The following is a 13,018-nucleotide window of genomic DNA, read 5'->3' as shown; positions in this document are numbered from 1 at the left end:
AACAGTCGTGGCAACTCGTCATCGGTGCCAAGTAGCGTGACCCGCTATGTTCAACAACCATGTCCCGGAAAGCCAGAACCACAGCTCACGACAACGCCTCGGTTCCAACTAACGTGTCACGGCACAGCAAAGGGGGCGGCACCCCGGCCACCATGGCCCTGACGAAGGCCAAGGCCGACTTCACGCTCCACCCCTACGAGCACGACGCCGCCGCCCAGGCCTACGGCGAGGAAGCGGCGGACGCACTCGGAGTCCCCTACGAGCGGATCTTCAAGACGCTGGTGGCGGAGGTCGAGAGCGGGCTCGCGGTGGCGGTGGTGCCGGTGGCGGGCAAGCTCGACCTCAAAGCGCTGGCGAGCGCGCTCAACAGCAAGCGCGCGGCGATGGCCGACGCGGCGAAGGTGGAGCGGGTGACCGGTTACGTCGTGGGCGGCATCAGCCCGCTGGGGCAGCGCAAGCAGTTGCCGACGGTGGTCGACTCCTCGGCGCTCGACTTCGAGACGATCTACTTCTCGGCCGGCAAGCGCGGGCTGCAGATCGAGACCGCGCCCGACAACCTCATCACGCTCACCAGGGCCGTCACGGCGCCCATCGGGAAGACCGCCTAGGCCCGTTTCCGCAGGCACCCGGCGTCCCAGGAAGGGGCCGCGGCGTGCGCTACTGCCAGGCGGCGCGCTACTGCGCCCGGAGGCGCCCGCCACGTTGCCGGAGAGCCGTGCGGCGATCGGCCGCGTGGACGCCGCCCTGGCAACCCTCCTCGAGCAGCGCGCCGCCCGGGCGAGCATCGCGCAACAGTGCCTGGCGTCAGCGCACGGCGCTGGCCCCATCGCCGTGCGCTGACGCCGGGGCGGCGTGCGCTCGTGCCAGCGTCGTGCGCTGGGGCAACGTGCGCTAACGCCAGCAGCGTGCGCTGGCCGGGCGGCGTGCGCTGATGGCGGGCGACGTGCGCTAGTGGCAGCGGCGTGCGCTAGCTTCGGGCGGCGTGCGCTGGTGCCAGCGCGTGCACTTGTGCTGGCGCGTGCACTGGTGCCGGCGCGTGCACTGGTATCGGCGCGTGCACTGGTATCGGCGCGTGCACTGGTATCGGCGCGTGCACTGGTATCGGCGCGTGCACTGGTATCGGCGCGTGCACTGGTATCGGCGCATGCACTTGTGCCGGCGCATGCACTTGTGCCGACGCATGCACTGGTGCCGACGCATGCACTTGTGCCGACGCATGCACTTGTGCCGACGCGAGCGCTAGTGCCGGCGCGGGCGCTAGTGCCGGCGGCGGCGGAGCGGCCAGTCCGGGGACGGCGCGGCCGGGCTCCGGCCGAGCAGCCACCGCAAGAGCTTGCGATGACGCTTGGCGAAGGCCCGGTCACCGCGCCGCTTCTCGCGCTTTTCCTCCTCGGCCAGGGCCTCCTTCAGACCAGGCGTGTGACCGCCGCCGAAGCGCGCCATGTTCGGCCCGGGGAACCCCCGAGGCTCGACGTGGCGCAGCGCGGGCCGCATCGACTCCACCCAGATCGGCCCGGGCAGCGACGCGCCCTGCACCGAGCCGTAGTACTGGTCCCCGATCTGCACGCCCTGCAGCGGGAAACGGTAGGAGCCCCGGATGTCCCCGACGCTGACCGCCGCCGCCAGCTGCGGCGTGTAGCCGGCGAACCAGGCCGAGGTGTAGCCGTTGTTGGTCCCGGTCTTGCCGGCGGCGGGCCGGTCCAGGCCCTGCCCTTTCATGGTGCCCTTGTCGAACACCCCCGTGAGCACATGGTTGACCGCGTCGGCGACCGGCCGCTCGATGGCCTGCTCGCAGGCCGGCGGCACGTGGGTGCGCCGCCCGTTCCTGCCGACGATCTCCTCGATGGCCAGTGGCCGGCAGTAGGCCCCGCGGGCGGCGAACGCCGCGAAGGACGCCGCCACCGTCACCGGGTCCATCTCGTTGACGCCCAGCGTGAACGTCGGCACCTCGCGCAGCGCTCTCCCGTCGGCCCGTACGGCGCCGAGCGCCCTGGCGGTCTTCACCACGTTGCAGAGCCCGACCTTGCGCTCCAGCATCATGTAGAAGATGTTCACCGACTTCCAGGTGCCGGTCTCGATGCTGTGCGGGCCGCCCTCGCCCTCGCCGCTGGCGTTGAGCACGCGGGTGTCGGGGTCGTTGACCGGCCGGCCCTTGCAGTTGCGGTAGCCCTGGCCGGGCACCAGCGCTCCGGGCGTCTGGAAGCCGTCGCCGAACCTCCACCCCTGCTTCAACGCGGTGGCCAGGGTGAACACCTTGAACGTGGACCCGGCCTGGAAGCCCTGCCCGCCACCGTGCGCCACGTCGGCGGGCAGGTTGAAGGTGGTCCTGGGGCCGTTCTTGCGGTTGCCCGGGTTGCGGCCGAACTCCTTGCTGGCCGCCATCGCCCTGATCCGCCCCGTTCCCGGCTCCACCATGGCCTCGGCGGCCACCTCGGTGTCCTGGGGGTGCACGTGGCGGCGGATTGCCCGCTCGGCGGCCCGTTGCGCGTGCGGGTCGAGGCTGGTCCTGATCACCAGGCCGCCCCTGGCCAGTCTGGCCCGCCGCTGGGCCGTGGTGTTGCCGAACACCGGATTGGACAGGAGCTCGTGCTTGACGTACAGGCAGTAGAACGGGTAGTTGCTCTGCTCGCAGCCGCCGGGCTCGGGCCTGAGCTTGAGGTCGAGGGGCGAGCTCTTGGCGTTCGCCGCCTCCTGCTGGGTGATCAGCTTGAGCCCGGCCATGCGGTCCAGCACGAGGTCCCGCCGCTCTCGCAGCCGCGCCCGGTGGGCGGCGCCGAGCGACGGGTCGGTCGAGTACGGTATCCGCACGGCGCCCGCCAGCGTGGCCGCCTGGGTGAGGGTCAGCCGGGAGGCCGACGTGGAGAAGAAGCGGCGGGCCGCCGCTTGCACGCCATGCGCGCCGGCGCCGAAGTAGGCGATGTTCAGATACCGCTCCAGGATCTCGTCCTTGCGGTACTTGCGTTCGAGCGCCAGGGCGTACCGCAGCTCGGTGATCTTGCGGGCCAGGTTCGGCGCGCGGGCCCGGTCGCGTTCGGCTTCGGTGCGGGCGCTCTCCACCAGGATGTTCTTGACGAGCTGCTGGGTCAGCGACGAGCCGCCCTGCCGGATGCCGCCTGCCTGGGTGTTGGTGAGCAGCGCCCGGAAGGTGCCCCTGACGTCGAGGCCGCCGTGCTCGTAGAAGCGGGCGTCCTCGATGGCCACGATCGCCCTGCGCATCACCGGGGCGATGGCGCGGAGCGGGACGGCCGTCCTGTTCGCCTCGTAGAACTGGGCGAACGTCCGGCCGTCCTTGTCCAGCAGCCTGGTCACCTGCGCGAGCGGCTCCTCGCGCGGGGCGGGCGGCAGGTCGTCGACGAAGGTGTTCGCGACATTCTTGGCCGCGAGGCCGCCCCCGCTCACCACGGGTGCGGCCAGTCCCGCCGCGAGCACGCCGCCGACCGCCCCGGCCAGCCCGAGTCCGCCGACGGATTTGAGTACGGTCACGTAGAAAATCTGCATCCACCCGAACGCCAGCAAACGCCCGGTTCCTACCTCTTTACTGGTCCCTGCGAATGTTCAGACCGAGCGACGCGAACTGCTGGAACGGCCGGTGGTAGCCGCGCTCGATGTGGTGCACGCCGCGCAGCGTGGACGGCCCGTCGGCGACCGCGGCCGCGAGCACGGCCGAGAACCCGGCCCTGATGTCCGGCAGCGTGACGTCGGCGCCCTTGAGCTTGGACACGCCGCGCACGACCGCCGAGTGGCGGGAGTTGGTGTCGTGGTAGCGGCACGCGGGCCCGCCCAGGCATTGGTCGAACACCTCGATCTCGCAGCCCATCTTCTGCAGCGCGGGCACGTACACCAGGCGGTTCTCGAAGACCGTCTCGTGCAGGACGGACATGCCCTGACTCTGCGTGAACAGCACCATGAGCGGCGTCTGCCAGTCCGTCATGAACCCGGGGTGGGTGTCGGTCTGCACGGCCGCCGCGCGCAGCCCCTCCGGCGGGGCGGTGGCGCACAGGTATTCGTCGTTGATGGCGAACTGGGCGCCCATCCTGGCCAGCGTGGTGATCGCGGTCACCAGGCGGTCCTGCGGGCAGCCGTGCACCCGCACCTCTCCCCCGGTGACCAGGCCCGCCGCCAGGTACGAGAACGCCTCGATGCGGTCACCGGTCAGCCAGGTGGAGGCGCCGCGCAGCCGTTCGACGCCCTCGATGACGATCCTGCGGTCGGGCGACAGTTCGATCCTGGCCCCCATCCGTTGCAGGAACAGCGCCAGCTCCACCACCTCGGGCTCCATGGCGGCGTTCTTCAGCACCGTCTTGCCCTCGGCCAGCACCGCCGACATCAGCACCGTCTCGGTGGCGCCCACGCTCGGGTAGGGCAGCTCGATCCTGGTGCCGTTGAGGCGTTTGGCCTTGGCGTAGATGCCGGTGTCGCCGACCTCCACCTCGGCGCCCATCGAGCGCAGGGCCTCGACATGGAAGTTCACCGGCCGCCGCCCGATCGGGTCGCCGCCGACCAGCGGGACGAACGCCTCCCCCGCCAGGTGCAGCAGCGGCCCGAGCATGAGGATGGGGATGCGGTTGAGCCCCGTGAACGCGTCGGGCACCCGCGGCTCGATCTCCGGGCCGCGCTCGATCCTGATCTCCGATCCGGAGATCTGAACGTGGATGCCGAGCGCCTCCAGCATGGCTGCGGTGATACCGACCTCGCCCACTTCAGGGGCGTTGTGAATGCTGCTCTCCCCACTGCCGAGCATGGCGGCGACCATGTGCTTGGACACGCCGTTCTTGGAACCGCGTACCTCGACGTCCCCCCGGAGCGGACCGGAGGGCTCTATCAACCAGACCTCTTCTTGCATCACGAAGCGAGCCTAACCGGGGGATACCATCAAGCTGATTCGGATGTACTTGTGAAGGGGAGTGGCGTGACGAGGGAAGTGCGCGCTTTTGCGGTAACTGTCCTCACACTCGCCACTTTGGGGCTCGGAGCCGGGCTGCTCTGGTCGGGCGTGTCGCCGCGGGCTCCGTACCAGGTCACGGAGCAAGGGCTGGTGCTGGCCGACCCGTCCACGCAGGCACTGATCGCGGCCGATGGCTGGTTCGCGATGATCACAGGCGGGATGGGGCTGCTCTGCGGCGGGGTCGCGTGGTTCGCCGGGCGGCGCTGGATGCCGGGGGTGCTGCTCGGGTTGTGCGCGGGCGGGCTGGTGGCCGCGGCGCTGACGTACTGGATCGGGTCCACGTTCACGATCGGGGCGGTCGCGGTGGAGGCCGCGGCGGCGCCCGGGGTGAAGATCGTCCCGGGCGCGCTGAAGCTGACCGCCGACGGTGTGCTGCTGTCCTGGCCGCTGCTCGCGGTGGGGTTGTTCGGGCTGCTGGAGGGCATGCACGGGTACCGGGAGTCGCCGCTGCGGCAACCGTACGGGGAGCCGCTCTAAAGCGGCGGGCGGCGCAGCCCGTGCTGTGTGGCCTGCTCGAACGCGCGGGCCACGCGCAGAACCCTGGCGTCCTCGAACGGCCTGCCGACGATCTGCACCCCCACGGGCAGCCCGTCCGGCGTGAACCCGGCCGGGACGGAGGCCGCCGGCGCGTGCAGGACGCTGATCCAGTACGCCGAGCGCATCCACGCGAGGTAGTCGGGCAGCCGTTGCCCATTGATCTCGCTGACGTGCGGATGCTCGACCGGGAACGGCGGCACCTGGCTGACCACCGTGATCAGCACGTCGTAGGTGTCGAAGAACGCGGCCATGCGCTGGTAGAGGCGGCTGCGTGCCTGCTCGGCCCAGGCCAGGTCGGCCCCGGTGACCTTGCGGCCCTGCTCGACGTTCCACGCGGTGTTGGGCCCGAGCCCGTCCAGATCCCCGAAGGACAGCGTGTAGTTCCAGGCCCGGTAGGTGCGGAAGGCGTCCTCGGCCTCCGACAGATCCAGCTCGACCTCCTCGACGCGCGCCCCGAGCCGCTCGAACACGGCGGGCGCGGTCGCGGTGACGGCCGCCGTCCGCGGGTCTACGGGCAAGCCGCCCAGATCCGGGCTCCAGGCGACGCGCAGGCCCGCGACCCCCTCCTCCGGCTCCGGGGCGAAGACCTCCTTGATCGCGTACGGCGAGCGGCGGTCGAACCCGGCGATGGCCCCGAACATCAGCGTGACGTCCTCGACCGTGCGCGCCATGGGACCGAGGACGGACAGCGTGTACCAGGCGTTGGAGTCGGACACGACGGGCACCCGGCCGGGGGTGGGACGCAGGCCCACGACGTTGCAGAAGGAGGCCGGGTTACGCAGCGAGCCGCCCATGTCGGACCCGTCGGCCAGCGGCACCATGCCGGTGGCGAGGGCCGCGGCCGCTCCCCCGCTGCTGCCTCCGGCCGACTTGGTGAGGTCGTAGGGGTTTCTGGTGGCGCCGAAGACCTCGTTGACGGTGTGGGAGCCGGTGCCGAACTCGGGGGTGTTGGTCTTGCCGACGGTGATGGCGCCCGCGGCCCGCAGCCGCCGGACGATCAGGTCGTCCTGGCCGGGAACGTTGCCGGCGAACAGCGGCGAGCCGTAGGTGGTGCGGATGCCGGCGGTGTCGACGAGGTCCTTGTGCGCGACAGGCAGGCCGTGCAGCGGCCCCTCCGGCTCGCGCGCGTCCGCGCGTTTGGCCGCCGCCAGGGCCTGCTCGGCCACCAGGGTCACGATGGCGTTGACGCGGGGATTGACCTCCTCGATGCGGTCGAGGCAGGCCTGGACGACCTCGACCGCGCTCACGTGCCTGGTGCGGATCAGGTGTGCCAGCTCGGTCGCGCTGAGGTAGTGCAGTTCGCTCACTCTTGCGATCCTGCCCCACGCGGGGCGGCCGGGCGACGGCGAGGGTTGCCCACCGCCGCCCCTCCGCCTCGTCGAGATCAGGCCCCTAGGCAGGCCGGGCCGAGCAGCTGCTTGAGGTCGCCCATCAGGGCAGGCGAGGGGGTCACCCGCAGGCGGTCGTCAACGCGCATCACGGTCGTCTTGGGCCCGTTGTGGACCTGCAGATGGACCTCGGAGGTGCCCGGGTGGGTGGTGAGGATCTCCTTCAGGCGGCTCACGACCGGCGGCGTGCAGCGGGTCAGCGGCAGGCTCACCAGCAGCGGCCCGCCCGCCTCCTGCGTCAGGTCGGGCGCCGTCACCTCCATGGCGATGATCTTGCCGACGTCCTCCCGCTTGTCGATCCGGCCCTTGACGAACACGATCGCGTCCTCGGCCAGGATCGTCGAGCACAGCTGGTAGGCCGAGGGGAAGACCATCACCTCGATCGCCCCTTCGAGGTCCTCCAGCTGGGTCAGCACCCACGTGTCGCCCTTCTTGGTGACCTTGCGCTGCACCCCGCTCAGGATGCCGCCCACGGTCACGATCTGCCCGTCGGGCCGGCTGTCGTCCTGGAGGGCGGCGATCGAACAGTCGGCCCCGGCCGACAGGATGTGCTCGACGCCGAACAGCGGATGGTCGGACACGTAGAGGCCCAGCATCTCCCGCTCGAACTGCAGCAGGGTGGTCTTGTCCCACTCCCCCGGCGGGATCTGCACGTCGAACGTCTGGTCCTCGCCGCCGTCGACCCCGCCGAACAACGAGTCCTGGCCGATGGCCTCGTTCTTCTTGATGTCGATGATCGCGTCGACGGCCTGCTCGTGCACCATGACCAGGCCCTTGCGCACGTGGCCGAGCGAGTCGAAGGCGCCCGCCTTGATCAGGGACTCGATCACCCGCTTGTTGCAGGCGAGCGCGGGCACCTTCCGCAGGAAGTCCTTGAAGTCGGCGAAGCGGCCCTTTTCCTTGCGGGCGGCGATGATGCCGTCGACGACGTTGGCGCCGACGTTGCGGACGGCCGACAGGCCGAAGCGGATGTCGGTGCCGCGCGGGGTGAAGTCGAAGTCGGAGTCGTTGACGTCCGGCGGGAACACCTTGATGCCCATGCGGCGGCACTCGTTGAGGTAGAGGGCCGACTTGTCCTTGTCGTCCTTCACCGACGACAGCAGCGCGGCCATGTAGGCGGCCGGGTGGTTGGCCTTGAGGTAGGCCGTCCAGTAGGACACCAGGCCGTAGCCGGCGGTGTGGGCCTTGTTGAAGGCGTAGTCGGAGAACGGCAGCAGGATGTCCCACAGCGCCTTGATGGCCGCGGCCGAGAAGCCGTTGTCCTGCATGCCTTTCTCGAAGAACTCGAACTGCTTGTCCAGCTCGGACTTCTTCTTCTTGCCCATGGCGCGGCGCAGCAGGTCGGCGCCGCCGAGCGAGTAGCCGGCGACCTTCTGGGCGATGGCCATGACCTGCTCCTGATAGACGATCAGGCCGTGGGTCGTGGACAGGATCTCCTTCAGCGGCTCCTCGAGCTCCGGGTGGATCGGGACGATCTCCTGCTGGCCGTTCTTGCGCAGCGCGTAGTTGGTGTGCGAGTTGGCGCCCATCGGGCCGGGACGGTAGAGCGCGAGGGCCGCGGAGATGTCCTCGAAGTTGTCGGGGCGCATGAGCCGCAGCAGCGAGCGCATGCCGCCGCCGTCCAGCTGGAAGATGCCGAGCGTGTCGCCCCGGGCCAGCAGCTCATAGGACTTGCGGTCGTCCAGCGGCAACTGCAGCAGGTCGATCTGCTCGCCGGTGGTGGACTCGATCATCTTCAGGCAGTCGTCGATGATCGTGAGGTTGCGCAGGCCCAGGAAGTCCATCTTCAGCAGGCCGAGCGTCTCGCAGGTCGGATAGTCGAACTGCGTGATGATCGCGCCGTCGGAGTCGCGGCGCATGACCGGGATGTAGTCGGTCAGCACCTCGGCCGACATGATCACGCCGGCGGCGTGCACGCCGGTCTGCCTGATCAGGCCCTCCAGACCCTTGCCGAGGTCCATCGTCGCCTTGACGTCGACGTCCTCTTCGTAGAGCCTGCGCAGCTCGCCGGCCTCGGCGTAACGCGGGTGGTCCTTGTCGAAGATGCCCGCCAGCGGGATGTCCTTGCCCATGACGGCGGGCGGGAAGGCCTTGGAGACCTTGTCGCCCAGCGCGTAGGGGTAGCCCAGGACGCGGCCGGCGTCCTTGATGGCGGCCTTGGCCTTGATGGTGCCGAACGTGGCGATCATGGCGACCTTGTCGGCGCCCCACTTCTCGGTGACATACCTGATCACGTCGCCGCGCCTGCGCTCGTCGAAGTCGATGTCGACGTCGGGCATGGACACGCGCTCGGGGTTGAGGAAGCGCTCGAAGATCAGGCCGTGCGGGATCGGGTCGAGGTCGGTGATGCCCAGCGCGTACGCCACCAGCGAGCCGGCCGCCGAGCCACGGCCGGGGCCGACGCGGATGCCGTTGTTCTTGGCCCACATGATGAAGTCGGCGACCACGAGGAAGTAGCTCGGGAAGCCCATCTGGAGGATGACCCGCAGCTCGTTTTCCGCCCACTCGCGGTGTTCGTCGTCCACTCCCTCGGGGAAGCGGCGCTCGAGCCCTTTCCAGACCTCCTGGCGGAAGTATTGCTCCTCGGTCATGCCGTCCGGGACGGGGAAGGTCGGCATGAGGTTCTTGTGCTCGAAGAAGCCGGCCGGGTCGACCTTCTCCGCCACCAGCAGCGTGTTGCGGCAGCCCTCCGCCCACAGGTCGGAGGAGTCGACCGCGCGCATCTCGTCGGCGTTCTTGATGTAGTAGCCGCTGCCGTCGAAGCGGAACCTGTCGGGGTCCGACAACTGCTTGCCGGTCTGGATGCACAGGAGGGCGTCGTGGGAGGGGGCGTCGGACTCGTAGGTGTAGTGCGAGTCGTTGGTGACCAGCGGCGGGATGTCCAGCTCCTTGCTGATCCTGGTCAGCCCGTCGCGGACGCGGCGCTCGATGTCGAGGCCGTGGTCCATGATCTCCAGGTAGAAGTTGTCCTTGCCGAAGATCTCCTGGAATTTCGCCGCGGCCTTGACCGCCTCGTCGTATTGGCCCAGCCGCAGCCGCGTCTGCACCTCGCCCGACGGGCAGCCGGTCGTGGCCATCAGGCCGTCGGCGTGCTCGGCGAGGATCTCGGCGTCCATGCGCGCCCACTTGCGGACGAAGCCCTCGGTGTAGGCACGCGAGCTGAGCTTCATCAGGTTGTGCAGGCCCGTCTTGTTGCGGGCCCAGATCGTCATATGGGTGTAGTAGCCGCCCGCTGAGACGTCGTCCTTCTTCTGGTGCGGCTCGCCCCACAGCACCGGGCGCTTGTTGTGGCGGATTTCCGGCGCCACGTACGCCTCGATGCCGATGATCGGCTTGATGCCGGCGCCGGTCGCCTGCTTGTAGAAGTCGTAGGCGCCGTGCATGTTGCCGTGGTCGGTGATCGCGATCGCGGGCATGCCCAGCTCGCCGACCTGTTTGAACATCTGCTTCAGACGGGCGGCGCCGTCGAGCATCGAATATTCCGTATGCACATGCAGATGCACGAACGAGTCGGACGACATGGAGCGGCGCCTCCCGGTCTGAAGCTGTGTTTGATGCGCTCTGACTCTAGTGGCCCGGACCGACATTCCGGGGCCGCACGGCGCGATCAGCCGGAACGGCGTGCCGGTGGCCGGCGTGCTGACCTGCACCGATATCGTCTCAGTTACTGAAAGTAGTGGAGGAGACACTCGGTGCGCACGAAAACGGACGAAGGATACACACACGCGCTGGGCAACCGGCAGGTCCAGATGATCGCGATCGGCGGGGCGATCGGGGTGGGCCTGTTCCTCGGCGCCGGCGGCCGGCTGGCCGCCACGGGACCCGCCCTGGTGCTGTCGTACGCCGCCGCCGGGCTCGCCGCGTTCTTCGTCATGCGCGCGCTGGGCGAGCTCGTGCTCTACCGCCCGGTGTCGGGGTCGTTCGTCGAGTACGCGAACGAGTTCATCGGCCCGTGGGCGGCCTTCGCCAGCGGCTGGATGTACTGGGTCAACTGGGCGTTCACCGGTATCGCCGAGCTGACCGCGATCGCCGCCTACATCCACTACTGGGCGCCGGCGTTCCCCCAATGGGCGACGGCGCTGATCGCGCTGGGCTTCGTGCTGACGGTCAACCTGCTGTCGGTCCGGCTGTTCGGGGAGCTGGAGTTCTGGTTCGCCATGCTGAAGGTCCTGGCGATCACGGTCTTCCTCGTGGTGGGGCTGGTGCTCGTGGTCTTCTCCGTCGGCCAGGCGGGACCGCACAACCTGGTCGCGCACGGCGGCTTCACCCCGACCGGGTTCCCGCTCGTGCTGATGAGCCTGCAGTCGGTGGTGTTCGCGTACGCGTCGATCGAGCTGGTCGGCATCACGGCGGGCGAGACGGCGCGGCCGCACGAGGTCATGCCGAAGGCGATCAACGGCGTGGTGTGGCGCATCGCGATCTTCTACGTGGGTTCGGTGGCGTTGCTGGCGATGGTGCTGCCGTGGACGGCCTACCGCGCGGGCGAGTCCCCCTTCGTGACGGTCTTCTCCGGTCTGGGCGTCCCGTGGGCGGGCGACGCCATGAACCTCGTCGTGATCACGGCGGCGATGTCGTCCTGCAACTCGGGCCTGTACGCCACGGGCCGCATCCTGCGTTCGATGGCCATGAAGAGCGAGGCGCCGCGCTTCGCGGGGGCGCTCAGCACCCGGCACGTGCCGATCGGGGGCATCGTGTTCACCGCGGCCACGTTCCTGGCGGGGGTGGCGCTGTTCTACTTCCTGCCGGAGCGGGCGTTCAACATCGCCACGGCGGTCGCCTCGCTCGGCGTGATCACTACCTGGGGCGTGCTGGTCCACTGCCAGACCCGGCTGCGGCGGTCGGGGCACCGCTCGACGTTCCCCATGCCAGGCTCGCCGTACACCAACTGGCTGACGCTCGGCTTCCTGGCGCTGGTGGTGCTGCTGATGCCGTTCGCCGACCGCGATCAGCGGATCGCGTTCTTCCTGATTCCCGCGCTGGCCGTGGCCATCGCGCTGGGCTGGCTGGCCGTCAAGCGGCGGCGCGTGGCGAACGCGGCGCGCTGATCGCCAGGTTACCCTCGATGGAGTCGCCGTTCCGGGGGGAGGCCGCGCTGCAGGAGTCGAGACGGCGCACCATCGTCCACATCGTCCACATCGCCGCCGCCGCGGCCGCCGGCGTCGCGCTCGCGCTGGCGTTGCTGCCCTTGGGCGTCTACCCCAAGCTGGCCTGCGCCCTCCTGGACGCGGGCTGCCCTGACGGCGGCCCGCCGCGCGGCGGGTTACCCCAGGTGGTCCGCCTGACGCCGGTGCAGGTCGCGCAGAGCGGCGCATACGTCGCGCTCGGCGACTCCTTCTCCTCCGGCGAGGGCGTCTACGAGCTGGACAAACAGCCACTCAACGACGGCGCCGACCGCTGCCATCGCGCCACCGGCTCCTACGTGCCGCTGGTCGCCCAGACCTACCGCTTCGCCGGCGGCACCGCCTTCTACGCCTGCAGCGGCGCCACCACCGGCCAGCTCTTCTCCGGCCAGTGGGGCCACCGGCCGCAGATCACCCGCGTGGGCCCGGCCGCGAGCCTGGTGACGCTGAGCATCGGTGGCAACGACGCCGGCTTCACCAAGGTCCTGACCGCCTGCATCGCCAAGCTGCCGTGGTCGTCGGCCTGCGTCGATCAGGACGCGGCCGTCGCCGGCCGCATCGAGCGGCTGCGGACCGACATGTCCAAGGTCCTGCGCGAGCTGCGCGTCCGCGCCCCCCACGCGAGGATCGTCGTGCTCGGCTACCCGCGGCCGTTCCCCCGGGATCCCGTGGCTTCCGTGGACAATCTCACGGTCGAGGACCAGCGGTGGCTCAACGGGGTGACGCGGCGGCTCAACGACACGGTGGGGTCGGTGGTGGCCGAGTTCGACCGGGCGATCGCGGCCTTCGAGGGGCCGGGGAGCGTCGAATACGTCGACGCCTACGAGGCGTTCACCGGGCACGAGGTGGGGCGGCCGCAACCCTATCTGAACGGGCTGCACATGGACATGGAGGAGCTCAGGGTCAACGCCCGCAGCTACCACCCGACGGGCGACGGCTACCGCCTCTTCGCCGGTCTGATCACCAAGCAGATCGCGGCCGGCCCGGGGCGTCCCATGAACAACTTCCACCTCGCCACCCCATAGCCG

At 69.8% G+C, this 13,018-nt stretch carries 8 protein-coding genes; 4 read left to right on the top strand and 4 right to left on the bottom strand.

The features are described from left to right. Nucleotides 1-152: 152 nt before the first annotated feature. Complete coding sequence (gene ybaK / locus Q9G87_RS31070; RefSeq protein ID WP_305920054.1) at nt 153-608, top strand: Cys-tRNA(Pro) deacylase; 456 nt, start codon at nt 153-155, stop codon at nt 606-608. A 649-nt stretch (nt 609-1,257) separates the two neighbouring features. Here ybaK and Q9G87_RS31065 read toward each other — a convergent pair. Further along, nucleotides 1,258-3,483: a transglycosylase domain-containing protein gene (locus Q9G87_RS31065; protein ID WP_305920053.1), complete on the bottom strand. Its 2,226-nt coding sequence runs from the start codon at nt 3,481-3,483 to the stop codon at nt 1,258-1,260. A gap of 52 nt (nt 3,484-3,535) precedes the next feature. Beyond that, nucleotides 3,536-4,843, bottom strand: a complete 1,308-nt coding sequence (murA, locus tag Q9G87_RS31060; RefSeq protein WP_305920069.1) for a UDP-N-acetylglucosamine 1-carboxyvinyltransferase — start codon at nt 4,841-4,843, stop codon at nt 3,536-3,538. Between the two features lie 66 nt (nt 4,844-4,909). On the opposite strand from murA, the gene Q9G87_RS31055 reads away from it, so the two are divergent. Continuing rightward, on the top strand, nt 4,910-5,422 hold the full coding sequence (locus Q9G87_RS31055; RefSeq protein WP_305920052.1) for a hypothetical protein: 513 nt from the start codon (nt 4,910-4,912) through the stop codon (nt 5,420-5,422). Here Q9G87_RS31055 and Q9G87_RS31050 read toward each other — a convergent pair. Both Q9G87_RS31050 and dnaE read right to left on the bottom strand, forming a co-directional pair. Next, a complete protein-coding gene (locus Q9G87_RS31050; RefSeq protein ID WP_305920051.1) occupies nt 5,419-6,789 on the bottom strand; it encodes an amidase in 1,371 nt (456 codons plus the stop codon). The two genes, Q9G87_RS31055 and Q9G87_RS31050, sit on opposite strands and share 4 nt — an antisense overlap. 77 nt (nt 6,790-6,866) lie before the next feature. Beyond that, complete coding sequence (gene dnaE, locus Q9G87_RS31045) at nt 6,867-10,391, bottom strand: DNA polymerase III subunit alpha (RefSeq protein ID WP_305920050.1); 3,525 nt, start codon at nt 10,389-10,391, stop codon at nt 6,867-6,869. Nucleotides 10,392-10,562: 171 nt separating this feature from the next. Between dnaE and Q9G87_RS31040 the strand changes: the two genes are divergently transcribed. Together Q9G87_RS31040 and Q9G87_RS31035 are read left to right on the top strand one after the other, a co-directional pair. Next, nucleotides 10,563-11,915: an amino acid permease gene (locus Q9G87_RS31040; RefSeq protein WP_305920049.1), complete on the top strand. Its 1,353-nt coding sequence runs from the start codon at nt 10,563-10,565 to the stop codon at nt 11,913-11,915. A 17-nt stretch (nt 11,916-11,932) separates the two neighbouring features. Further along, nucleotides 11,933-13,015, top strand: coding sequence for an SGNH/GDSL hydrolase family protein (locus tag Q9G87_RS31035; protein WP_305920048.1), 1,083 nt, complete (start codon nt 11,933-11,935; stop codon nt 13,013-13,015). Nucleotides 13,016-13,018: the final 3 nt, after the last annotated feature.

The sequence above is a fragment of the Nonomuraea turcica genome (assembly GCF_030718205.1).
GTDB lineage: Bacteria > Actinomycetota > Actinomycetes > Streptosporangiales > Streptosporangiaceae > Nonomuraea.
The sequence above is the reverse complement of the archived record's forward strand: the minus strand, read 5'-3'. Positions and strand labels throughout refer to the sequence as shown.